Origin of the sequence: Bacillus cereus group sp. N8 (assembly GCF_016483685.1) — a bacterium.
GTDB classification, from domain to species: domain Bacteria; phylum Bacillota; class Bacilli; order Bacillales; family Bacillaceae_G; genus Bacillus_A; species Bacillus_A proteolyticus.
In genome coordinates, this window is sequence record NZ_JAEHBK010000020.1 from 23,719 (window position 1) to 47,792 (window position 24,074).

Sequence of the window (24,074 nt, forward strand, 5' to 3'; positions counted from 1 at the left end):
AAAAAGATGGCGAAAAAACAAAGTATACTTTCACCAATTATTCGTATTACTTTTACATTTCTAGTCTTGTGCGGCCTCGTATACCCACTGATTGTAACTGGTATAGCGCAAGCGGTAATGAAGGATAATGCAGATGGAAGTCTTATATATAATGATAAAGATGAAGTAGTTGGTTCAAAATTAATCGGTCAAAATTTCACAGACCCACGTTATTTTCATGGACGTGTCTCTAGTATAGAATATAAAGCAGAAGCATCTGGTTCAAATAACTATGCACCGTCTAATCCAGATTTAGAGAAACGAGTAGAGAAAAGTATTGCAGACTGGAAGGAAAAAAATCCAACTGTTCCAGTTACAGAAGTACCGATAGATTTAGTGACGAATTCAGGTTCAGGGCTTGATCCTGACATTAGTCCGAAGGCGGCTTCCGTACAGGTAGATCGCATCTCGAAATTAACGAATATTCCGAAAGAAAAGCTAGATCAATTGATTAAGGATCAAACGGAAGGCGCTGCACTCGGCTTGTTTGGAGAAGATCGCGTGAACGTCTTAAAGTTAAATTTAGAATTACAGAAATTAATGAAATAGTAACAGTGCTACCTCAATCTAACGGATTGAGGTAGCGTTGTTTCGAAAGAAAGGTTGTGAGTGTTTTGTATGCGGATGACTATAAACCGACGTTTCAAAGGCGAACGCCAGAAGAGTATTTAGAATATATTCGTCAGCAAAATCGCGGGAAGTTAAAGCTATACGTAGGGGCGGCTCCAGGAGTAGGGAAAAGCTATAAAATGCTATTTGATGCAAGAGAGATGAAAAAAGACGGTATTGATATTGTAATTGGTTTAATTGAAACACATGGGAGAATTGAGACGGAAGAAGCAATTGCTGATTTAGAAAAAGTTCCGTTAAAAGAAATAGACTATAAAGGAAAAGTATTTTATGAGCTTAATGTGGAAGGAATTATAAAACGTGCACCGCAAGTAGTTGTAGTGGATGAACTTGCGCATAGTAATATTCCTGGGTCGAAAAATAAGAAACGTTACATGGATGTGCAGGAATTGTTAGATGCCGGTATATCTGTATTATCAGCATTTAATATTCAACATTTAGAAAGTGTTCATGACATTGTAGCTCAAATTACGAATGTAAAAGTACGAGAACGAATTCCGGATTTTATTTTGCAAAAAGCAAATGAAATTCAGCTTGTTGATGCAACGCCAGAAGTATTAAGGAAGAGATTAATAGATGGAAAGATATATAAAGAAGAAAAAATAGAGCAAAGCTTACAAAATTTCTTTACGCTTAATAATTTAGGGGCACTACGGGAATTATCGCTTCGCGAAGTTGCAGATGATATGGATGAGAAAATTAGTCAAACAGTTATAGAACCCATTGGCGTGAAAGAAAAAATTCTCGTTTGTGTACAATACAGTTCAACAGCAGAGAAATTAATACGGAGAGGTTGGCGCATGGCTGATCGGTTAAACGCTGAATTGTATGTCTTAAACGTAGAAAGAGAAAATATAGATTCTATTTCAGCAGGGAAAAAGCAAACAATTGAAGAGTGGAAATCGCTAACGAATCAATTTGATGCGAGCTTTGTATTAGAAGAAGCGAAAGGAAGAAAACCCGCTGATGTTATTATTGAAGTCGCGAACAGACTACAAGTGACACAAGTTTTACTCGGGCAATCGGCGAGAACACGGTGGGAAGAAATACGAAAAGGTTCTATTGTAAATGAAATTATGAGAGAAACGAAGTATATTGATATTCATATTGTTGCTGATCAAAGAGCTTAAAATAGAGACCTCCTTTCGGGAAGTCTCTAAGGTGTTGTGTATGAGTATACTACTTCTACTCATTAGGTAGCATAGTAAAAAAATTCAAATCCGTCAGGGTTTATTTGATAGCCTACTTTTATAACATCTATAAACGATAATAAAACACTACATGAAAAGACCATATTTTGTATAAAAATATGTCTTAAGTTGATGGGCATGGGATGGAACCTTATCCTTGTTTAGACCGGATATCCGCCTGTTGGCGGTGGCCAAGCACTAAATAATCTGCGAATCAGCACAATTTCTCCTAAATGGTAGGAGTTGTGAGATGCAATATTGCGTAGAACACCGCCAGGGGTTTCACCAGGCCATTCCTCCAATGTCTGGTCTAATTGAACAGTTTGGGCAATCGTACATGCCTGCTCAATCCCTTGAAGAAAATACTGAATACTCTGTTGTCACTCTTCCTCACTGGCAGGCCATTCTTCTTCAGGCCAGCTCTCTTTTACATGGGCAGGCAATGCAGGCTTCTTCCCCTGAGCGGATAATAAGAGAAAATCTTGCCAGTAGGTCATGTGTTTCACTAATTGATAAATAGAATAAGGTAGTTCCTCTCTGCGCTTTCCCGCAAGCGCCACGTCTATATCCGACAAAGCATTCTTGATGGGAAGATGTCCTCGTTCTCCTCTTAACGATTTTACTAATGCCTGGCTAAACGCTTTATTTGATTGCTCCATAATAACTGACTCCCATCCTGTTTTATTTGCTAATTTGCTGATTTTATGGTCGGTCTTTTTTATATGCACTAAATATATTAGAGAAGCTTTACGACTATTAAGAGAAAGTAAAATAAGGCAAAAATAACAAGAATCACTGACTTCTTAATGTACAGGAAATCGTTGATTTTTATTTGAATTGTACCTTAATGTACAATTGTAGTAACAGATAAATCAAAGGTTTGAATGACAACATCCAGGTCTGCGTTAAGGTCAGTCACTTTTGATTTTAGCTTGTCCAATCCCTCCTGAATTTTATCCAATTGATATTATTGTGAATGAACTATGAGTTGATTATAATGATTAGAGTGAACTCTAAGTCAAGAAAAAAATAATAAAAGGATAGTTATTCTATTATGAGGGAGTTCGCGAAGCAAAAATAGCGCTACTATACTAAGGTCATTCATGTGTGATAATACATTAATTAAATATATGTATATACATAGTTTCTCAGAGTGATGTGATGTCAGGTATGAGCTGTGTAACAACTAGAGGTGATTGAAGAATATTTACCTTTACATATAAGACAGAAGAATATGTTGTTCACAAAACTTCACTTGGGATCGGAAAGTTATTACGAAAGGGCTATGTAATCGCAGATTGGAATATTCGTCTTGAGGAAGATATGTATTACATCGAGATGAATGTATATTATGATGATTATATAGAGGGTCAATACTTACTGTTAGGCGTATTTCATGCGGTTTTGTATGGGTGATAAAGTGAAACTTTAATTAGTGGGGGTTTTGTTCATCCCCCACTGATTAGCAGACCTAACTTCTTCGCTTCAGCTGAATTTTGAGGTGGAAGTCTTACTGCCCGCAAATAGTGGGATAAATAAGAAGTACCGGTATTCTTCATGGGAAGGATGCCGGTATTTTTTATGTGGTTCTGGTGTTACTCCTAGGAAAAGAAAAAATCCCTCCATTTCAAGCCTTTTGAATATAGTTTCTGAAAGAACTCATATATAATAGAAAAAGATACTTAACATAGTGAATAATTAAAGAGTCAATATATAGAGAAAGAGGAGAGAGTAACATGCTTGAAAATACGGGTTTAGTATTGGAAGGCGGCGGTATGCGCGGTGTATATACTGGCGGGATATTAGAATACTTTATGGAACAAGATTTATATTTTCCATATGTAATCGGTGTATCAGCTGGTGCTTGCCATGCAGCGTCGTATCTTTCCAGACAAAGGAATAGAAATAAGACAGTAAATATTGATTATGCATCACATCCGCAATATTTATCGTATAAAAACTTATGGAAAAAGCGTCAATTATTTGATATGGATTTCATCTTTCATGAAATTCCAGAAAAACATGTCCCATTTGATTTTGACACATACTTTAATAGTCCAGAGCGTTTCCTTGTAGGAACAACAGATTGTGAAACAGGACAACCCGTTTATTTTGAAAAAGAGGGAACGAATGATGATGCGTTAAATTTATTGCAAGCGTCTAGTTCATTGCCTTTCATTGCACCAGCAGTAAATTACCGTGGTAAGCAACTGTTAGATGGCGGGATTTCAGATCCGATTCCAGTTCGTAAAGCACAGGGAGATGGGTTTGAAAAATCAGTCGTTATTTTGACGAGAAATCATGGTTATGCGAAGAAAAAATCAAAATTTGGTTGGGTTGCAGCGAAAGCTTATAAAAAATATCCGAACCTTGTTAATGCGATGCTGAATCGTTATGAAGTGTATAATGAAACACTTCACTACATTGAAAAAGAAGAGCAAGCGGGTAATTTATTCGTCATTAGACCAGAAGTGCCTCTTCAAGTAGATCGTATGGAAAAAGATAAGGCAAAATTGCAAAGTTTATATGAGCAAGGCTATGAAGATGCAAAGAGAAAATTTGCAGATTTACAGGCGTTCTTGCAAAAATAATAATTAGGCTGTGGAGAAGAAGTTCTCCGCAGCCTTTTTTATTTACGCTTCTTTTTAATAAACGAAAAGGCTAAAGCTGTAATCAAAATACTGCCTTTAATAATATCCTGTGCATAATAAGGAACGTTCATCATTGTGAGGCCATTTAATATAATTCCGATTAATACCGAGCCGAGGAATGTTCCGACTATATTTGGTTTCTTGGCACCGAACATTGCATAACCGATATAGGCAGCTGCAACTGCATCCATTAATAATGGGGCACCAGCTGCAACTTGCCCTGTTCCAACGCGGCTACATAGAATAATCCCGCCGACAGAGGCGAGTAAACCGCTAATCATATAAGCGTATACACGGTAACGATCAGTAGGGATACCGGCTAGTCTAGCAGCTTCTCGATTCCCACCCGTCATATAAAAGAAACGACCGTACGTTGTTTTTTCTAAAAATAGATGTGCAATTAAAACGACGATAAGCATGATAATGACAGGGACTGGAATTCCTAAAATGGAACCTTGACCGATAAATAAAAAAGATGGAATAAAATGTCCTGTGGCACCCGACATTCCTTCATATATTGAAGATCCTTTTGAAAATGTTAAGTGTAGTCCATTCACGATATACATGATACTTAGTGTAGCTAGTAAATCTGGTAGTTTAATTCGGATAACGAGTAGTGCATTTAATAATCCAACTAATAACCCGCACAGAATAGGAACAAGGAGTGTGACTAATAGTTCTTGTCGATATAAAACGAGACAAGAAGCGGCGGCAATTGTTGCTAAACTAGCGGTAGAGCCGACTGATAAATCAAACCCATCTACAATTAATGTAAAGGTAACGCCGATTGCTAGTAATGTCACAATGGAAATAGATCGTAAAATATCACTAATATTGTTGTATGTTAAAAAAGAATCATTGACGATAGAGAAAAAAATTGTAACACCTATAATAATAGCAACTGTACTAAATTGATAAAAAAGATGAGTAGGTAAATATAGTTTCTTAGTTTTAGTTTTATGAACGAGATTCAATGGAAAAGCTCCCTTCAGATAAATGTAAAAGCTGTTCAGGAGATAGGTCATTCGGCAAGTACTCACCTACAAATTCTCCGTTTGCCAGTATAAGAATGCGATCAGCGATATGTAGTGCTTCATCTTGTTCTCCTGTGAAATAAATTACGGAACTCCCGTTTTCTGTAATGTTGCGAATGAATTGAAAAATATCTTGTTTCGCAGCTATGTCTACACCTTTAGTTGGCTCGTCCAAAAGAAATAGATTAGGTTTGAATCCATTCCATTTTGCAATTGAGACTTTTTGTTGATTTCCACCGCTAAGTGAATGAATAAAGGCTTTTGGGTCATTGGGTGAAATGCTGAAAGAAGAAATTGCCGTAGTAGCATTATTTAATTCGGTTTGTTTTCGTCTCCAACCTGATTGGTGTAAATTAGTGTGACTTATAATATCTTCCGAAAGAAATACACCTTGTTTTCTTCTTTCTTCTGGTACAAGTGCGATTTTCGCTTTAATCGCATCTCGCGGTGTTTTAATTGTTATGTTGTGATCATCTATTTCTGCGTGATAAGTATGACGAGCACCAAATAAAGTTTCAGCAAGTGTTGTTTTTCCACTTCCAATTAATCCGTATATCACAACAGTTTCTCCTTTTCGTATTGTAAGAGAAAGGGGAGAATGATCTTCGTGTAATTGAAGCTCTTGTACTTTAAATATTTCCTCGCTCCCGATTTTTGGTGCTGTATTAATAGGGAGTGTAAGTTGTTTTCCAGTCATTGCTTCAACAATTTGTTGATCTGTAATCGTTGTAATGGCTTGAGAAAGGGCAACTTTACCGTTATGTAGTACAGTTACATCATCCGCGAAATTTCGAATCTCTGATAAACGATGAGAAACTAGGAGGATGCCAATTCCTTTTGATGTTAAGTCTTTTAATAGTTTCCCAAAGGATTCAACTTCTTTTGGTCCAAGAGAAGAAGTAGGCTCATCTAATAAAAGATAATTTGTATTGTTAGATAGGGCTCTTGCGATAAGAAGTAATTGTTTTTCATGTAATGAGCAGTTTGAAACATCTTCTGAAACATTTAAATCTACTTGTACAATTTGCAAATGTTGTTTAGCGAGTGCAACTAATTTTGACCTTGAAAATAGTACTTTATTTTGCATTGCTAAATGATCAATTAGTACATTTTCTAATACAGATAATCCGGGAATAAGTCCGTGATCTACTTCTTGTGTTACGAAAGAAATACCGTGCTTTTTTGCATCGCGTGGTGAAGTGAAGGAAACAGACTGATTATCAATTTTTATATCGCCAGCAACTGGTTGAATTTCACCAGTTGCTATTTTTAGTAAAGTACTTTTTCCCGCACCATTCATTCCTAGTAAAGCGTGCACTTTTCCTTTTTGAATATGAATAGAAACATCTTCTAAAACAGGTGTAGCTACATGATAAGAATGTGTAATGTTTTGAAGAGAGAATGTCATCATTTTTTCTCCTTCTCTAATTTTTTCATCCAAGGAGAATATGCATCTTTTGAGTCTCCCCAACCGTTTATATGTTTTGATAATTGATCCATTGTTATATTTTCTTTTGGTAAACTACTTTTCTTTACTAAATAAGGTTCTAGTGAATAAATATCTGGCGTTTGTTCACCGGCAATTTTTTTGTATAAGAATCGCACTTGAACTTTACCTACTTCAGCTGGATCAGTTGCAGCTGTAGCAGCCCAAGGTGAGTTTTCTTTTTGCATGAGTTGTAAATCTTCATTACTTAAGTCAATGCCATATACTTTTATATCTGTACGACCAGCTTGTTCAAGTGCTTTAACAGCTCCTTTAGCGAACTCATCCCATGAAGCGAAAATAGCTTGTAAATCTCCTTTTTTCGGATATTTTTTTAGTAAGGCTTCTACTTGTGTTTGTGTATCAAGCGGTGTGTTATTACTTGCAGTACCGAATCGCGCAATTTCTTTTATATTTGGATAACGTTTATAAAAGGCATCAATGATAACATTGCGACGTTCCATTGGAGCAAATCCGCCAACCCATACGACTGCGATATTTCCTTGTCCATTCAAATCTTCCGCTAACGTTTTTAATGATTTCCATGCAAGACTATAGTCATCTTGATCAATAATTGTCACACCTGGCAAGCGTAGATCGTTATCAAACGCAACTACGGGAATATTCGCCTGTAATGCTTTTTCTACTCCAGGTTTTAGTGCTTCAGAGCGGCCGTGATCAATTAAAATACCATCCACTTTTGAATTAATAGCAGTATCTAAATTTGCCGCCATTTTTGCTAAATCGTTATCAGAGTTGTAGACTTGTACACTGCCGCCAAATAGCTCGACTTGTTTTTTGACGCCCTCAATATATTGAGAGGAAAAAGTTCCGATGGACATTTGCATAATTAATGCGATTTTTAATGGCTTCTTCATTTGGCTTGGAACTTCTGTTTGTAAGTGGTTTTCTACCGTTGTAGTCGCCTTTTTCACAGTTTCTTGCTTTTGTGAAGAGATAGCATCTTGTTCATTTGTACACGCTGTTAATGTAAATAAGAGAAAAATAAGTACGATGGAACATAATTTTTTCATGAAAAAATCCCTCCTAAACTAAGAAGAGAGAGGAGGGAGTGAAAATAAAAAACGTCTTTTCATATAGAAAAGACGTCTTATCATATTACTCTTATCTTTCAACACAATGTGTTGTAAGAATTAGCACCGTGCCCATAAATGGGTCGGTTGCCGGGCTTCGTAGGGCTCATCCCTCCACCTGCTCTTGATAAGACATCGAATATTTAACTATTTTGAATTATTTCACAAATAAATGGTGTTGTCAAACAGTATTTATAAAAAAAATCCCTCAGGAAGAGGGATTTTAATGTGGTAAGAAAACTAATTGATAAGCGAACAAGATTCCGAATAAATACACAAGTGGGTGAACAGCACGGAATTGTCCTTTTGCCATTTTCATAAGTGGGTATGAAATAAATCCAAGTGCAATACCTGTTGAAATACTTGATGTAAGTGGCATGCTTAAGATTACTAAAAATGCTGGGAATGCTTCATCGAACGTATCCCAATCGATGTGGCGAACTGAACCCATCATAAGACTACCAACGATAATTAATGATGGTGCTGTAATAGCTGAAACGCCAGAAACAGCGCTCACTAACGGCCCGAAGAATGCTGCTAATGCAAACAGAACAGCTACTGTAACAGTTGTTAAACCAGTACGGCCACCAGCTGCAACACCAGCAGATGATTCAATGTAAGCTGTTGATGGTGTTGTTCCGAACATAGCTCCAATTGTTGCTGAGAATGAGTCAGATAGAAGAGCTCGTCCTGCTTTTGGAAGCTTTCCGTCTTTCATAAATCCGCCTTGTTGTGCTACACCAAGTAATGTTCCTGTTGTATCAAATAGTGTAACGAGGAAGAATGAGAACACAACGCCGTATAATCCGTAGTTAATTACATCAGATACAGCAGTAATTGGATTTGAAACGATAATTCCTTCTGGTAATCCAGGCATTGATGTAACGCCATTTGAGAACGTTAATTGCCCTGTGAAATAAGCGATAATACCAGTTAGTAACATTCCGATAAACAGTGCCCCGTTTATATTTAAAGACATAAGGATAATTGTAATTCCAAGGCCAGCTAATGCTAGTAGAACTGGGGCAGAGTGAAGATCGCCAAGCCCAACTAAGTTGGCATCATTTTTTGTAACAATTCCTGTTAAGCGCAAACCGATAAAAGCAATAAAAAGACCAATACCAGCAGTAAGTGCATGTTTTAAGTTTTCAGGAATTACTTCCATTAATTTCGTACGGAAAGATGTGAATGATAACAAAATTAAAATCATACCTGCTACGAATACAGCAGAGAATGCAATTGCGAAAGTCATGCCTTCATGAGCTTTTACAACAGAGTAAGAGAAGTAAGCATTTAATCCCATACCTGGTGCAATTGCGATTGGTAAGTTTGTAAAGATTGCCATAAATAATGTTCCGACAACAGCGGCGATAATAGTAGCTGTAAATGCTTGTTCAAATGGAACGCCTGCATCCCCAAGGATGACAGGGTTTACGACAATGATATATGCCATTGTTAAAAAGGTAATAATACCTGCCATAATTTCAGTTTTAATAGAAGTTTTATGTTTTGAAAGGTTAAACATATAAACATCCTTTCTTTTTACGAATAATTTTCACAACAGTTATATATAATATTCGTTTTTTATCTATTTTGCAATAGTTTTGCATAAAAACTTTAGAACAATTCATATTTTATGTCTTAAATTCGAATATTAACCTTATCAATGAGTGTGAATTGCGGTTTTTTAATGTGTAAGTAGTTTTTATCATTGTGCACATTATAAGGGAAAAGGAGTTGAAGAAAGTTATGCCGCAGCAAAAAAACTTTTTAACAATGCCAGCGCAACATCAAAATAAACAGCCTGGTATTGAATCGTTAATGAATCCTCTTCCAAAGTTTGAAGATCCAAATTATAAAGGAAGTGAAAAGTTAAAAGGAAAGAATGTGTTAATTACGGGGGGAGATAGCGGGATTGGACGAGCTGTGTCCATCGCCTTTGCAAAAGAGGGAGCAAATATTGCGATTGCTTATTTAGATGAGGATGAGGATGCAAATGAGACGAAAAAACTTGTTGGAAAAGAAGGTGTGAAATGTGTATTACTGCCGGGGGATTTGAGTAGTGAACAACATTGTAAAGATATTGTGGAAGAGACCGTCCGGCAGCTGGGCAGTTTAAATGTTCTTGTGAATAACGTCGCACAGCAATATCCGCAACAAGGACTAGAGTATATTACAGCAGAACAGCTAGAAACGACATTCCGTATTAATATTTTCTCTTATTTTCATGTTGCAAAAGCAGCGCTATCCCATTTAAAGCAGGGGGATGTAATTATAAATACAGCATCTATCGTTGCGTATGAAGGAAATGAAACATTGATTGATTATTCTGCAACGAAAGGAGCAATTGTCGCGTTTACAAGGTCGCTATCTCAGTCCCTTGTACAAAAAGGAATTCGTGTAAATGGTGTTGCACCAGGTCCAATTTGGACACCGCTTATTCCATCAAGTTTTGATGAGAAAAAAGTATCACAGTTCGGGAGCAATGTTCCTATGCAAAGGCCTGGTCAGCCGTATGAATTAGCGCCTGCGTATGTATATTTGGCGTCTAATGATTCGGCATATGTAACAGGGCAGATGATACATGTAAATGGGGGCGTTATTGTAAATGGATAGTTTTCATTTATAAGAGCAAAGTAAAGCTAATTGCATTTATCCCGCTATTCGTGGGCAGTAAGACTCCACCTCAAAATTTGGCTGGAGCAAAGAAGTTAGATGGGAGACCTGCTGCCCGTAAACGCCCGATTGGTGCGGGCTGATACTCAGTTGGGGGATGAACAGAACCCCCAACTGAGTAAAGTTTCACTTTATTATGATGTTAGTGCTAGGGAGGATTTAGATGAAGAAAGTATGGTTAATCATAATCCTATTTTTCTGCCTACCAGCTAGCGTTTTTGCTAATACAGATCATTTAATATTAGTTAACCTTAAAACGAATCAGCTGTCTTTTTTTGAAGAGGGAAACTATACGAGAACATTTCCGATAACGACAGGAAGAGATAGCACCCCGACGCCTGAAGGTAATTTTTGTATTATAACTAAGTATAAAAATAAAGAATACCATCGAAAAAAAATACCAGGGGGTGCGCCGAATAATCCTCTCGGTACGAGGTGGCTCGGTCTAGATAAAAAGGAATATGCGATTCATGGAACAAATCGGGAATGGACGATTGGGAGCAGGGAGTCGAATGGTTGTATTCGCATGCATGACCGGGACATACAATGGTTATATGAACGGGTACAATTACAGACGAAAGTAATTATTTCTCGTTTTTATACGAGTCCTGAATATGAGGCGTATAAGCTTGGTTATCGTGTTGTGAGTTGGAATGGTCGTAAAGTAGAAGAAGAACAAATTGGAACACTTACGCTAGTAGACCGTGTAAATATATATTGGCAAGAACCAAATGGGCAATTGACGAAAGTAAAAACGGTATTGCCAAATGAAAAATATGTAGTGTACTCCAAACGAAAAGATGGAATATATTACATAGGAAGTAATTTGTATATTGTTGATGAAACGGGAGAAAAAATTCGTTATGAGCAATTACCTTATTCGATCTTAAGTAATATATATAAAAGAAAATATGATGTTCCGTAATAGCTACCGTGTATAGGCGGTAGCTTATTTGTGATGAAGTGAAACTTAATGGGGGAATTGCTATTCTTTGCTGATTATAAACTTATACTAATTGGGATCCATGTAAATAGCGGGATAAAAAAATTGAAACAGCAACTATTATGTTTTGCTGAATATAATACAGTACAGATTGGGGGGCGGTCACATTATGAAAAGTGAATTTGCATTTAAAATTTTCTTAATCACGACTTGTTTATTTATCGTGTATTTATATGCGTTACTCGTCTTCTCCTTTTATGTTCCATATATTGATTTAATATTGTTCGTTGGATTTATTTGGGCATTTGTTAAAGCAAGGGAAGGGGAGAAGAGTGTATATCGACGCATTACTTTATGCGGGACGGTCCTTCTCGTTATTTTGTACTTTTTTATGATGCATGATTTTTGGAGGGGAATGTAAAAAAGCATACGACTAATCGTATGCTTTTACGTTTAATATTTCGGTTTAAATGTATGACAACAAGTTTCTACACTTGTTGTTACAGAACTTTCAAGCGTCTCGTTTGTTAAAGCTGCGCTTGTATACGAATCATTTGTATTCTGACCAGCCTCTTGTGCATCCGGTTGAACAACGATTGCACTTGCTTGACAAAAGTTACCTTGTCCCCAAAATGAGCAATTGGAAACAGAGCATTTTACTTCTGGCATAAAACCCCCTCCTTATACATTAGTGTGGGATTTTACGTCCATTTCATGTATAGAAGGAGTTTCCTTTTCTCGTTATTTTTTCGTTTGCTCAAGCCATTCTTTTAATTTGTCTTTCGGTTGTTCCCCGCTAATACGGCTTACTTCTTTGCCATCTTTAAAGTGAATGATTGTTGGAGTTCCTTTAATTTTATATTCATCCCAAGGAGCATCTAGTTTCTCAATGTTCATAACTTTCATATCAACGTTCAAGTCTTTAGCCATTGGTACTACGATAGGAGATAGCTTTTGACAATGAACGCAAGATGTTTGATAAAAGTATACTGTTTCTTCTTTTTTCTCTTTTAAATTCTTTTGGAGATCTGAAAGAGAGATTTTATTTGTATAGTAGTCAGGGCCATTTGCCTTACTATCAGTAGCATTATCAATTTTCTGGCTAGTAGCGTTTTTTTCTTCCATTTGTGTTACAGCGAAAATTGCTGCGAACAAGGCGATAATAATACCACCAAATATAAGCATTTTTTTCATTCTTTCATCTCCTTATTTGTTTTTGATTACGATGAAGCTACAAACAGCGATTGTGATAAAGCCGATAAGTGCTAAAAACGGGATTGTCACAAAGCCAAACCAGTTTATGTATTCTCCCGTACAAGGTACGCGTCCGCAAGCTGCTCCAGCAGCTGAAAATGCTGCGACTTTTTGAATTGCATAGTGATATAAAGAAATACAAGCACCAATACTTGCAATTGGTAAGGAATAACTTGCAATGCGATAATCTTTTTTTACTACAGCAATGCCGAGCCATAAAACGAATGGATACATAAAGATACGTTGATACCAACAAAGTACACAAGGCTCAAATTTCATGATTTCGGAAAAGTATAGGCTACCAAGTGTAGCAATAAAAGAAGCTCCCCATGCAGCAAATAAAGCATACTCTTGCTTTTTTTCTCGTCCCATATTTTATACCTCTCTTATAATAGTTACATACTAAATTATAGTATGAAGTGGTAGGGAAAAGAAAGAAAAAATATGTTTATCAATAAAAGTTTTATAAGAGAAAACTTTTATTGATATAAACATTTTAAAAAGCGCTACTCTCTTGAAGAGAATAGCGCTATATTTTACATTTGAATTTGCTCTACTTCTTCTACATGTGACTTTTGGGATGCATGGTCAATATATTGAAATAGGAGCTGCAATTGTTTATCAACTTCTGGTAGTTCTTTACTGTATTGATAAGCGTGTAAGAAATGCTCAATACGCTTAGAAAATAATTGATCGCTCGTTTGAACCATGAGAACGAGTAATTTATCCCAATTACAGCAATACGTGTAATAGAGAGCTTTATCATAGTCGTTATATGTTTGCACTGTGTACCCTCCTTACTGAGGAGTTATATATAGTGTGTGATAAGCGAGGAGAAATACACTTGAAAGAATTTGTTAAGAAAAAAAGTGAATGAAAAGAGAAAAACGAGGGATTTCCTCGTTTTTATGCTTTTGGCATTGGCGTAGGTGTTGGCTTGCCATAGCCTTCTTTGTATTTATTGTCGATATAGTTACGAATTTCGAGCGTTGATTTTCCTTTTTGTTTCATGGAAGCCGATTCAACCGCGATTTCTAGGCAGTTGACACAAGTCGTTGCGTGAGAATCCCAAACAACTTCGCCATTCTTCTTAATTTCACGAATAAAGCAGTTTTTATTATTTTTATGTCCTACGCTCTCACCGCAACCGCAGTAACATGGAATCCAATCTAATAGCTCTGCATTTTGTCCAGCGACAGTGTAGATAACTTTCATTTGCGGATCAAGCTTGTCTAGGAAGGTAGGGAGTGTGTCGACTCCTTTTGTTTTTTCTTGAATGTCAGCTTGCTGCGTGTGCGTGGCATGATCATGTTCTTCTTTTGATTCAGATGATTTTTTTTCATTTGTACTAGTAGATCCGCATCCAGCAAGAATTAAACTCAGTACTGCAAGTAAAGAAAATACATATTTCTTCATACGCTTGTCCCCTTTACACATGTATTAATCAAATTGTATCAAATATCATGGTGCGTTGGGTGAAGATTCTTTCGACTTATTTTTGAAGCGCCATCGTAGTGAATGGAATAGAAATAAGATTGGGATATAAGCGTATACAATATATAATCCAACTTGAGAGAGTACTGTATTTAATGTATTGATGCTTTCACGGTTTGTGAAAAATAAGGATGAAATAAATATAGCTGCGATAAAAAGTGGCAATGTAATTTTAAACGGTATGTGAAAGGAAGTTTTACTAATGCGACAAGAAGACCAAATGGTTAAACAAAGATTAGGTAAAATAATAAGAAACCAGAGAAAAATAATAATGTACTCAAATCTTTGGATAAAAGGAACTTTAATGATTTTTAGCATCGTTAATGTTGGCCAAATTGTATGATGGAGTTGTCCTTGGCTATAGTACATAAGGGACACGATTGCTAGTATTACGTATAAAATAGTTGTAAAAGCAATACCACCGTGTGCCCATTTATGTAGCGACTTTCCTTTTTTAATGAGTGGATAAAAGATAAGAATTGCTTCAAATCCAAGAAATTCTAATGCAGATGATTTTGCTGAATATAGAATGTCTACAGGTGAATGGGTAAGAATCGGTAAAATGTTACGGACATGTGCATATTTCATAGGGAACACTAAGAAAAGTAGTACGAAAATCGGTATTACGACGCCCCAAAAACAAATGCCTGTTACAGAGCGGAATCCACCTTTTATTACGTAATACGTCACGAGTAAAAATAAGAACGTTAATTTCCATGGCTTAATTGTAGGAAAGACCCATACTTGAATGACTTCAATATATGTACGAAGCACAGTAAGACAAAATAAGAGAAGATATGCAGCAAAGCACATAGACAAAAAAGTTCCAAGCCATTTTCCGAAACATGTTGTATGAATGGCCATTAAATCATTATCTTTATCTAACATTTTTAACATACAAAATAGCACGATATGAGTTACAATGCCCGCAACAATAAGAGAAATCCAAGAATCATAACCGGCATATTGCGCAATAATGCGTTGATATCCTAATACACCTACTCCAATTTGAAGAGAGTGTAATAAAAGAAATGTGAAATAAGGGGAAACAGTCATTGTTTTATTTTGTTCAGCCATTGTAACACCTCACTATTCTCCGATACCAGATTGCACGACATTGATTTGGACATGAACAGCAACGTCTACATTAGGGTACATGTCTTGAATTTGTTTTATCGTCCATTTTCGTGAATGACTACGAATTTCTTCTCGTATACCTATTGGATCCACTTCTTTTTCTTGGAATTGTTTTATTAATTCGTTTAAATGTTTTTCAATTGTTTTTTCTACATGTTTTTTTACGTAAGTTACATTTTCGCTCTTTGATAAATCAAGCCAGTCAGGGGCATTTTTTATAAGTCCATTTAAATTCAGTCGAATGTGGACTTTTGGAATGTCACCGGCGCCGGAAAGGGAACAAACACTATTTCCAGATAAGTTTTGGGTTGCAATTAGCCCTTTATGGTTACCTTGACGTATTGGAACTTCGTAACGCCCATTTTTAGTTGGATTAATGAGTAATTTGAATAAAAAAGATCCTTTTTTATCTGTATACATAACCACTTTATCCTTTTTTAAAAAAGCGAGTCCTTTAATGGAGGCAGACTTGTCTTCATCCACTTTAATATAAGGAAGAAATGGATCGCATCCTGATGAATAATAGTTATATAAAAAAATATTTAAAGCAGTTCGTGGAATTGTTTCATTTTCTATATTTTGCTCCAATAAATCAGATAAATATAGTGATCCATTTGCTTTAATATGTTTGAGCAGATGTTCGGTTGAACCATCTACAAGTGCTAGTTGTACATCTCGACCAATATTGGGATCACGTTGTAGGTTGTTAATAATGTCACCAATACCTAGTTCACCAAATGATTTTCCGAATAGGGCAACACGCATTTGTCCCACGGCGATAGTGTGTGGTGATTTGGCATTTTGAAGTGAAGCAATTGTTTCGATAGTGCCGGCAGTAGTTGACTGAGTTTCTGGTTTTGATTGAACCCCTTTTGAGTAATCGGGATATAAAATCGTCCCGCGAAATTTTTTATCTTTCGTTATATCGAATCCACCTACATGAATAATTCGCTGTGTGTCTACTATATTCGGTTGTGTACATCCGGATTGGAAAATTAAAACGATAATAGCAAAGCATAATAAAATATTTTTCATTTTTCCTCATCCTCACCATCACGTTTTTCTTTCGCTTGGTTCGGGTCATAGCGCCATTTCTTTTTAGGCCTTAGAAAAGAGGCACGTCCTGCGGTCTGGCTAAATGGAAGGCGAAATAGACCTTCTGCCGTTCCTAAACCGCGAAATGGGTATAAAGGTAATAAATAAGGTGATCCAAGTGATTTTAAGCGAATTAAATGAGCTAATATGAATACGAATCCGACAATGAGACCTAGGCCGCCAAATGCTCCAGCCAAAATGATGAGAGGGAATCGTAATATCCGGATGGTAGAAGACATTTTTACTGTTGGTGTTGTAAAAGAAGCAAGCGCAGACAACGCAACCGCAATTAATAAAATAGTGCTCGTTAAAGCAGCCTCAACAGAGGCTTGTCCAATTACAATCCCGCCAACAATACCAATCGTTTGGCCGACTTTGGTCGGTAAGCGTGCTCCAGCTTCGCGCAGTAATTCAATTGTAATTTCTAAAAAAAGTGCTTCTAACATAGGTGGGAACGGTACGTTAGCTCTAGAATAAATAATAGGACCAAGTAGATCAGCTGGAATCATTTGATAGTGATACGTTAATACAGCTGTATAAATAGCTGAAGAGAATAGAGAGAATGCTGCTCCGAAAAAACGAACCATTCTAAGAAATGAGCCTGCTATCCATGGTAAATAATAATCTTCTGGAGAGACGAAGAAATCAAGCAACGTCGCCGGTCCGGCTAATGCATATGGTGAACCGTCTGTTAAAATGACAACCCCTCCATTAAGTAACGCATAAACGGAGCGATCTAAACGCTCTGTAGGTAGTAAAACAGGGAAGGGTGAGTTGCTGTTATCGCTAATAAACTGCTCAATCATAGTTGCATCAAAAGGAACATCATAGTCAATGTCTTGTAGGCGCTGCATTGCAGTATTGATGTGCTGTTCATTTGTAATGCCTTCGATGTAAGCAACTACGACTTTTGTTTTTGATATAGAGCCAACGACAACTTCTTTGAAAACTAATTGCTCCGTTACAATATTTCGGCGAAGTAAGTGTATATTTGTATCGATATTCTCAACGAACCCGACTTTTGGACCGATAACACTATATTCATTCTCTGTATCGTTATATAACCGTGTACCTAAAACCGAACTTTCAGCACGAATAAGTGCATATTCTGCTGAATGAGCATCAATTTTTAGTTGTAGTAGTACATACCCGCTTAATAGTTTTTCGCGGATATCATCAATAGAAGGGCTAGTGATAATTTCCTCAAGTGTGACGATATTTGCTATATCACTTATATTTTCAATGTGATCTAATTCTTTTTTTATAGGTGTTAAAATGAATCGATTAATGAGGAGTGATTCGGCTGTAGATTTATAATAAAACAAACACAATGTTCCATCGTCTACTACGTTATAAGACACGAAATCACTGGATTCTTTCATAGTGTGGATAAACTCTGGAATAGAACAGAGTGCTTTTTTCTTCTTTTTAGATGATAAACGGAACATTTTCTCCCCCCTTACATACATCATTTACTTGTGTTAGTTTTTGGGAAAGACGGGAATTTATACTTGAAAATTGAAAGTTCATAAAGTGAAACTTTAATCAGTGGGGGGGTGTTCATCCCCACTGATTATTAGCCCTCACCAATCGGGCGTTTACGGGCAGCAGGGCTCCCACCTAACTTCTTTGCTCCATCCGAATTTTGAGGTGGGAGTTTTACTGCCTACAAATAGCGGGATAAAGAAAAGGAAGAGTATTGAATATCTCTTCCTTTTTGGCATGTTAATTTGTTTTCTTTTCTTTAATAGATTTCACTAATTTAATCATTTCTGCTCGTATATCTTCTTTTTTTACATTTAATTTTTCTGCAATTTGTTTAATATCCATGCCATCTTTTTTCATTTTTAGTACATCATCGAGAGGGGTATTACTTTTTTGAGCGATAATTGTTAACACCGCGAGATGACGCAAGCCGATGTTATACTCTTTCATTTTTTGTTTTAGCTGATCAGGTGTAGATTTGTGCATGTTTGCTAGCTCTTGTAGCAATGCTTTTTTCGTTTCTTTATTCATATGATGTTTTTTTAACTTACTTGGATCTACACCGAAATGCTCGGCTGTTTTCTCCCAAGATTTATTTTGCTTATAGTAAGCTAAAACGTCCTTAATTTCTTTTTTGCTTATTCTTGCAATATGAGCAGCTTTCCAAATTTCATGTTTGTTATAGCCGAGTTTTTCGAGCGACTGCATTTCTTCTTCTGAAATAGGCTTATGATGGTGCATTGTTACTTCTTTTGGCGTGGCAGCGAAAGCGGGGAAGACTGTTGCCCCGCATAATAATGCTGCCATAGTCATACTTACTGCGATTTTTTTGTACATGTAAACTCCTCCTAGATGGATAATGTGGAAAACTTTACACATATCATTTCCATAAAATGTGAAAAACTTGTGAACAAGCTAAGTTTTTTTATTCATAGTAGAAAAGAAGTTTTTAGATGTTTTCCAACATAAAACATTGATTAATAGTGAAAAACTAGGTTATAATCGAAATTGAAAATCAATATCAATAAAGAACTTATACATATAGATGAAAAATAAGGGAGAGAAAAATATGACTACATATACTTCCATCGCAAATGTGATTAAAGAAAGACGCTCTGTTCGTACATTTACAGATAAAGCAGTAGAAAAAGAGCTATTAATTGAACTATTAAACGACGCAACATGGGCACCGAATCATAAAAACCGTGAACCATGGAATTGTAAACTATACATGGGAGAAGGGCGTAAGCAATTAGTAGACGCAGTATTAAACTCTTTCTCAGAAGAAGAAAGAGCGAAACGTGGCAAAATTTTATCAGATCGTTTCTTAAGCACACCTGCGCAAATCGTTGTATATATGAATGAAGATCCGCGTCAAATTCAACGTGATGAAGATTACGCTGCAACATGCGCATTTATGCAAAACTTCCAACTGCTTGCTTGGGAACGCGGTTTAGGCTGTGTTTGGAAATCAGGTGGATTAAACTACAATCCATTATTTATAGAAGGAATCGGTTTAACAAGAGGCCAACGTATCGTTGGAATTCTTCATATTGGTTATTTCGATAAAGCACCAGACGGAAAAGCGCGTACACCGATTACGGAGAAGATGGAGATTATTGAAGGTTAATAGATGAGACATTCTCGTTTTTGCGAGGATGTCTTTTTATTATGCAATCAATCCTCATGAAAGCTTGTTCCTCATCATACACTTTCTTAAGGGAAAGTGTAAGGAGGGAAAATAATGAGAGCAAGTGATGATAAAGCACTGCAATATGCGATTGCGGAAATTACGGAAATTGCGACTGGATTTGGGCTTGATTTTTATCCAATGCGTTACGAAATATGTCCAGCGGAAATTATTTATACATTTGGTGCATATGGGATGCCGACGAGGTTTTCACATTGGAGTTTTGGAAAGCAATTTTTCAGAATGAAATTACAATATGATTTGGGACTAAGTAAAATTTACGAACTCGTTATTAACTCTGATCCATGTTACGCCTTTTTATTAGATACGAACTCTTTAATTCAAAATAAACTAATCGTGGCGCACGTTTTAGCACACTGTGATTTCTTCAAAAATAATGTTCGTTTTTCAAATACGAAGCGAGATATGGTAGAGAGCATGGCGGCAACAGCGGATCGTGTGAAAGCATATGAGCATAAGTATGGAAAGGCAGAAGTAGAGACATTTTTAGATGCCGTACTTGCTATTCAAGAACATATTGATCCATCACTTATGCGTCCAAAATTGGCATGGAGTATTGATGATTTAGAGGAAGAAGTAGACAAGAAAAAGGCATCACAATACGATGATTTATGGAATTTAGATGATCGAAATAAAACGAGGGAACGATCCAATATACGCAAAAAGAAGAAGATTCCACCACAGCCAGAGAAAGATTTGCTCCTCTTTATTGAAGAATATAGCCGTGAGCTAGAAGATTGGCAGCGCGACATATTAACGATGATGCGTGAAGAAATGCTATACTTCTGGCCACAGCTTGAAACTAAAATCATGAATGAAGGCTGGGCTTCCTACTGGCATCAACGTATACTTCGTGAAATGGACTTAACATCTTCTGAAGCAATCGAATTCGCAAAGCTTAATGCAGGTGTCGTACAGCCATCAAAAACAAGCATTAACCCATACTACCTTGGTATTAAAATGTTCGAGGATATTGAAGAACGCTACAACAATCCGACAGAAGAAATGAAAAGGCGTGGTGTGAAGCCTGGTTCTGGTCGTGACAAAATCTTTGAAGTACGCGAAATTGAATGGGACGTATCGTTCCTAAGAAATTACTTAAATAAAGAACTCGTCATGAGAGAAGATATGTACTTATTCCAGCGCCAAGGAAAAGAATATAAAGTAATAGATAAAGAGTGGGAACATGTGCGTGATCAACTTGTAAATATGCGTACAAATGGAGGTTTCCCGTACTTAGTAGTAGAAGATGGAGATTACTTAAAGAACGGAGAATTGTACATTAAACATAGTTATGAAGGAATTGAGCTAGATTTAAAATACTTAGAAAAGGTATTACCGTACCTTCATCAGTTATGGGGAAGAACGGTGCATATGGAGTCCATTGTGGAGAGTAAGGGCGTTGTGTTTTCTTATGATGGGAAGATGGTGCATCGGAAGTATGTGTGAGAAAAAGAACGGACATAAATTGCTATGTCCGTTCTTTTTTATTAAATATGCTATTCTTGAAGAAAGGGAGTTACATAGAGAAATGGAGCGATTCAAATGAGCAAAGTAGGGGTATGTAAAGTAGATATTACACCGCCTTTAGGTATTGATTTTATTGGATATCATAGAGATACAGGAATTAATAATATTGAAGAGCGTATTTACGGGACTGTTTTTGTATTTGAAAAAGATGAAATGAAAACGGTGTTTATAAGTATTGATAATATCGGGATGTTAGTAGAAGATACGACGGTGATTCGTGAACGGGTTGCCAGTGAGCTCCATCTGCCATTTGAGCGAATAACGGTTGTTTATACTCATACGCATTCCGGTCCAGAAACGGTCGGTGATGATCCGCTAGTACAGTCGTATAAAACGATTTTAGTAAATAATGTAGTGCACGGTGCTGTTACTGCAAATAAAAATTTGAAGCTATGTGAAGTTGGCTGGGGTGTTACGACAGGTGATATGGGAGTAAACCGAAGAGAGAGAACATCTGATGGAAAAGCGAAGATGGGAACGAATATAGAGGGTGTTGTAGATAAACGAATTGGTATGTTAGCAATAAGAGATGCTGAAATGAAGGAGCTATCTGGGATTGTAGTATTTTGTACTGCGCATCCGAATGTTTTAAAAGGTGATAGTGATGTATTATCAGCGGATTATCCTGGAATGACGAGAGAGATTCTTGAGAAGATAGTAAACTGTCCTGTTATTATTGTTCAAGGTGCAGCTGGAAACGTGAACGCGAAGTATCGTGGTTCAAAGGAAGCGTTAAAACAAATGGCTTACACGCTTAGTGGACATGTATTAACGATGTTGCCAACAGTTACTTATAGCCCGATTGTAAATTTAAGAACAATTTCGAGTACGATGCAAATGAAGTTGAAGGATATTCCTGAAATTGATGAGATACGAAGCATGGCTCAATTAGCTGAGAGACAGTGGGGTGTGAATACGGATGAATGGCTTACGATTGTTTTAGAGAAATATAAGCAAGGTATTCGGCAGTTAAGTGTTGATTTAGAAGTTCAACTGTTTCAAATTAATGATGGGATGTTCTCTGGCATACCGATGGAACCTTTTTCGGAAACTGTGTTAGAAGTGAAAGAGAGTCTTCAAAATGAACTAGCTTTCTTTGGTGGATATATGAACGGATATATTGGGTATTTACCGACAAAGGAAGAGTTTGCATATGGTGGATATGAAGTGGAATTAAGTCCTGTAGTGTATGGACCAGGTACAAACTTGTTGATGCCGCCAGAGGAGAATACGGCAAAGCTGATCGTGCAGAGAGTTACGGAATTATATAATGTATAATATATGGATATCCCATATATTTAAAATAAAATTTAAAGGAATCAATGATTTTAATAAAGCTGTAAAAAACGAATCCATTTTGAAAAAGAATAATCAAAGTGGATTCGTTTTTTATATGGAGTTTTTGTTTACCAAACAGGTCGTATGCTCGATGATAATTTTCCTGTATTTTCTTTAGTAACGAATGTTGTTAAATCTTCTTTAAGCATTTGCATTCGATCTACACCTATATTTTCAATCCATCGCTGTTCTATTTCAGCTACTATTTCTTCTTTCGCTTTCATTACTGATAAACCACGTTCGGTTAGTACAATGATTTTACCTCTTTTATCAGTAGGGTGCTTTTCGCGCGTGACATAACCACTGTTCTCAAGAGAATCTACCATTTTACTTATGGCTTGTTTTGAAACCCCTAAATATTCAGCTAGTTCTATACCGGTTGCTCCATTAGGAAGGATGCGTTTGAACATAAAACCATGCGCTGGCCTAATATCTTCAAATCCCAATTCACTTAATTTGTCATGTAGTTCAGTAATTAATGTGCTGAAAGATAGTGATAAAAGTGATGTAAGATCTAGTTCGTTAAGTGTTTGATGAGTCATGTATATAACCTCCTTACTTATAGTCAATTAAATTGACTATAAGTAGAATCTATTGTACTATACAGGATATAGTCAATCGAATTGACTATATGATAGTAATAGAACAAATAATGATTTATCTAAATAAAATCAATGAATTATGGAGGTTTCACATGGTTAATATCGTTAAAATTAGAGGGAGTGTATTTGCACCGTATGCTTTGCTGAAACCTATTAAGGATCCTGCAACGGGAAGAGTTTTTGAATATGCCGGAGATGCACGTGAATTTACACCATACGCTGTGAACACAAAGCGTTCAAGATTAGAACAAGAAGTGAATATTGATTTTTATAAAAGAGAAATTTTTGCATATGCAGATGCTTGTATCGTCACTGTGAAAATTACAAATCCAGATGGCTCAATTGAGTATCAAAAGGGAAAAACAAGTACAGAAAACATTGTGTGTACTAATATTGTATGGAGTGAGGATGAAGTTTCATTTGAAATGAGAGCAAGTGCAAGTAATCCGTTAAATGCGGCAGCACCGGCAGCTGATTATTTTTTGACTATACGAGTTAATGAAAGTGGTACTGTGCATGTTGAAGGTTTACATGACGGTTTCCCTTGCTATGAATTTTATAAACAAATAGACTTTGGTTCATTTGAATTAATATATACACATGATTTCAGAGAAACGGATGATACCCCAGCGGCATTAGCTGGAGAAATGGAATATAGTTTTAAAACGACAATCTAGATATAAAT

The 24,074-nt window shown here is 36.5% G+C and carries 24 protein-coding genes, 2 pseudogenes and 1 riboswitch; of the genes and pseudogenes, 11 read left to right on the forward strand and 15 right to left on the reverse strand.

The window, feature by feature from the left end; all coding sequences use genetic code 11:
• Positions 1–6 precede the first annotated feature (6 nt).
• Together kdpC and kdpDN are read left to right on the forward strand one after the other, a co-directional pair.
• On the forward strand, positions 7–588 hold the full coding sequence (kdpC, locus tag JDS80_RS22490; protein ID WP_071747776.1) for a K(+)-transporting ATPase subunit C: 582 nt from the start codon (positions 7–9) through the stop codon (positions 586–588).
• 56 nt (positions 589–644) lie between these two features.
• Positions 645–1,799 (forward strand): KdpD-like non-kinase potassium sensor, encoded by a 1,155-nt coding sequence (kdpDN, locus tag JDS80_RS22495; RefSeq protein WP_199640008.1) that lies wholly within the window; start codon positions 645–647, stop codon positions 1,797–1,799.
• 221 nt (positions 1,800–2,020) lie between these two features.
• On the opposite strand, the pseudogene JDS80_RS22500 reads toward kdpDN, so the two are convergent.
• A pseudogene (locus tag JDS80_RS22500) lies at positions 2,021–2,518 on the reverse strand (DinB family protein).
• 544 nt (positions 2,519–3,062) lie between these two features.
• On the opposite strand from JDS80_RS22500, the pseudogene JDS80_RS22505 reads away from it, so the two are divergent.
• Positions 3,063–3,275: pseudogene (locus JDS80_RS22505) on the forward strand (tubby C-terminal domain-like protein); the annotation flags it as partial.
• A 320-nt stretch (positions 3,276–3,595) separates the two neighbouring features.
• A complete protein-coding gene (locus JDS80_RS22510; protein ID WP_071747779.1) occupies positions 3,596–4,450 on the forward strand; it encodes a patatin-like phospholipase family protein in 855 nt (284 codons plus the stop codon).
• 38 nt (positions 4,451–4,488) lie between these two features.
• On the opposite strand, the gene JDS80_RS22515 is transcribed toward JDS80_RS22510, so the two are convergent.
• The 4 genes from JDS80_RS22515 to JDS80_RS22530 all read right to left on the reverse strand — a co-directional run bounded on the left by JDS80_RS22515 (position 4,489) and on the right by JDS80_RS22530 (position 9,649).
• The gene (locus tag JDS80_RS22515) at positions 4,489–5,484 is read right to left on the reverse strand and encodes an ABC transporter permease (RefSeq protein ID WP_199640009.1); all 996 of its coding nucleotides are present in this window, start codon (positions 5,482–5,484) and stop codon (positions 4,489–4,491) included.
• Positions 5,468–6,955 carry a sugar ABC transporter ATP-binding protein gene (locus JDS80_RS22520; RefSeq protein ID WP_199640010.1) on the reverse strand — a complete coding sequence of 496 codons (1,488 nt, stop codon included), beginning with the start codon at positions 6,953–6,955 and terminating at the stop codon, positions 5,468–5,470. Before JDS80_RS22520 ends, JDS80_RS22515 begins: the two co-directional genes overlap by 17 nt.
• Complete coding sequence (locus tag JDS80_RS22525) at positions 6,952–8,064, reverse strand: sugar ABC transporter substrate-binding protein (protein WP_199640011.1); 1,113 nt, start codon at positions 8,062–8,064, stop codon at positions 6,952–6,954. The genes JDS80_RS22520 and JDS80_RS22525 overlap by 4 nt, the downstream gene beginning before the upstream one ends.
• An 88-nt stretch (positions 8,065–8,152) precedes the next feature.
• Positions 8,153–8,258: riboswitch (SAM riboswitch) on the reverse strand.
• A gap of 89 nt (positions 8,259–8,347) precedes the next feature.
• Complete coding sequence (locus JDS80_RS22530; protein WP_071747782.1) at positions 8,348–9,649, reverse strand: NCS2 family permease; 1,302 nt, start codon at positions 9,647–9,649, stop codon at positions 8,348–8,350.
• 224 nt (positions 9,650–9,873) lie between these two features.
• On the opposite strand from JDS80_RS22530, the gene JDS80_RS22535 reads away from it, so the two are divergent.
• From JDS80_RS22535 to JDS80_RS22545, 3 genes are all read left to right on the forward strand, one after another.
• Positions 9,874–10,740 carry an SDR family oxidoreductase gene (locus JDS80_RS22535; protein WP_199640031.1) on the forward strand — a complete coding sequence of 289 codons (867 nt, stop codon included), beginning with the start codon at positions 9,874–9,876 and terminating at the stop codon, positions 10,738–10,740.
• Positions 10,741–10,963: 223 nt separating this feature from the next.
• The gene (locus tag JDS80_RS22540) at positions 10,964–11,725 is read left to right on the forward strand and encodes a L,D-transpeptidase (protein ID WP_071771192.1); all 762 of its coding nucleotides are present in this window, start codon (positions 10,964–10,966) and stop codon (positions 11,723–11,725) included.
• Between the two features lie 187 nt (positions 11,726–11,912).
• Positions 11,913–12,164, forward strand: a complete 252-nt coding sequence (locus JDS80_RS22545; protein ID WP_000834189.1) for a hypothetical protein — start codon at positions 11,913–11,915, stop codon at positions 12,162–12,164.
• Between the two features lie 32 nt (positions 12,165–12,196).
• Here the strand turns inward: JDS80_RS22545 and JDS80_RS22550 are convergent, their stop codons facing one another.
• The 9 genes from JDS80_RS22550 to JDS80_RS22590 all read right to left on the reverse strand — a co-directional run bounded on the left by JDS80_RS22550 (position 12,197) and on the right by JDS80_RS22590 (position 19,045).
• A complete protein-coding gene (locus tag JDS80_RS22550) occupies positions 12,197–12,412 on the reverse strand; it encodes a DUF1540 domain-containing protein (protein WP_071747785.1) in 216 nt (71 codons plus the stop codon).
• A 72-nt stretch (positions 12,413–12,484) separates the two neighbouring features.
• Positions 12,485–12,937 carry a thioredoxin family protein gene (locus tag JDS80_RS22555; RefSeq protein ID WP_199640012.1) on the reverse strand — a complete coding sequence of 151 codons (453 nt, stop codon included), beginning with the start codon at positions 12,935–12,937 and terminating at the stop codon, positions 12,485–12,487.
• A 12-nt stretch (positions 12,938–12,949) separates the two neighbouring features.
• Positions 12,950–13,369 (reverse strand): disulfide formation protein C, encoded by a 420-nt coding sequence (locus JDS80_RS22560; RefSeq protein ID WP_071747787.1) that lies wholly within the window; start codon positions 13,367–13,369, stop codon positions 12,950–12,952.
• 164 nt (positions 13,370–13,533) lie between these two features.
• A complete protein-coding gene (locus JDS80_RS22565; protein ID WP_199640013.1) occupies positions 13,534–13,782 on the reverse strand; it encodes a YhdB family protein in 249 nt (82 codons plus the stop codon).
• 121 nt (positions 13,783–13,903) lie between these two features.
• Positions 13,904–14,413 (reverse strand): PCYCGC domain-containing protein, encoded by a 510-nt coding sequence (locus tag JDS80_RS22570; RefSeq protein WP_199640014.1) that lies wholly within the window; start codon positions 14,411–14,413, stop codon positions 13,904–13,906.
• A 45-nt stretch (positions 14,414–14,458) separates the two neighbouring features.
• Complete coding sequence (locus JDS80_RS22575; RefSeq protein WP_199640015.1) at positions 14,459–15,568, reverse strand: GerAB/ArcD/ProY family transporter; 1,110 nt, start codon at positions 15,566–15,568, stop codon at positions 14,459–14,461.
• Between the two features lie 12 nt (positions 15,569–15,580).
• Positions 15,581–16,663: a spore germination protein GerYC gene (gerYC, locus tag JDS80_RS22580; protein WP_199640016.1), complete on the reverse strand. Its 1,083-nt coding sequence runs from the start codon at positions 16,661–16,663 to the stop codon at positions 15,581–15,583.
• Positions 16,660–18,171 (reverse strand): spore germination protein, encoded by a 1,512-nt coding sequence (locus tag JDS80_RS22585; protein WP_098889249.1) that lies wholly within the window; start codon positions 18,169–18,171, stop codon positions 16,660–16,662. The genes gerYC and JDS80_RS22585 overlap by 4 nt, the downstream gene beginning before the upstream one ends.
• Positions 18,172–18,448: 277 nt before the next feature.
• A complete protein-coding gene (locus tag JDS80_RS22590; protein WP_071771185.1) occupies positions 18,449–19,045 on the reverse strand; it encodes a hypothetical protein in 597 nt (198 codons plus the stop codon).
• A 232-nt stretch (positions 19,046–19,277) separates the two neighbouring features.
• On the opposite strand from JDS80_RS22590, the gene JDS80_RS22595 reads away from it, so the two are divergent.
• From JDS80_RS22595 to JDS80_RS22605, 3 genes are all read left to right on the forward strand, one after another.
• A complete protein-coding gene (locus JDS80_RS22595) occupies positions 19,278–19,838 on the forward strand; it encodes a nitroreductase family protein (RefSeq protein WP_199640017.1) in 561 nt (186 codons plus the stop codon).
• 114 nt (positions 19,839–19,952) lie between these two features.
• Positions 19,953–21,368 carry a stage V sporulation protein SpoVR gene (gene spoVR, locus JDS80_RS22600; protein ID WP_199640018.1) on the forward strand — a complete coding sequence of 472 codons (1,416 nt, stop codon included), beginning with the start codon at positions 19,953–19,955 and terminating at the stop codon, positions 21,366–21,368.
• 96 nt (positions 21,369–21,464) lie between these two features.
• A complete protein-coding gene (locus JDS80_RS22605; RefSeq protein WP_199640019.1) occupies positions 21,465–22,727 on the forward strand; it encodes a neutral/alkaline non-lysosomal ceramidase N-terminal domain-containing protein in 1,263 nt (420 codons plus the stop codon).
• A 128-nt stretch (positions 22,728–22,855) separates the two neighbouring features.
• Here the strand turns inward: JDS80_RS22605 and JDS80_RS22610 are convergent, their stop codons facing one another.
• Complete coding sequence (locus JDS80_RS22610) at positions 22,856–23,329, reverse strand: MarR family winged helix-turn-helix transcriptional regulator (protein WP_098889253.1); 474 nt, start codon at positions 23,327–23,329, stop codon at positions 22,856–22,858.
• Between the two features lie 152 nt (positions 23,330–23,481).
• Between JDS80_RS22610 and JDS80_RS22615 the strand changes: the two genes are divergently transcribed.
• Positions 23,482–24,066, forward strand: coding sequence for a DUF3238 domain-containing protein (locus tag JDS80_RS22615; protein WP_098889254.1), 585 nt, complete (start codon positions 23,482–23,484; stop codon positions 24,064–24,066).
• The last annotated feature ends 8 nt before the right edge of the window (positions 24,067–24,074 follow it).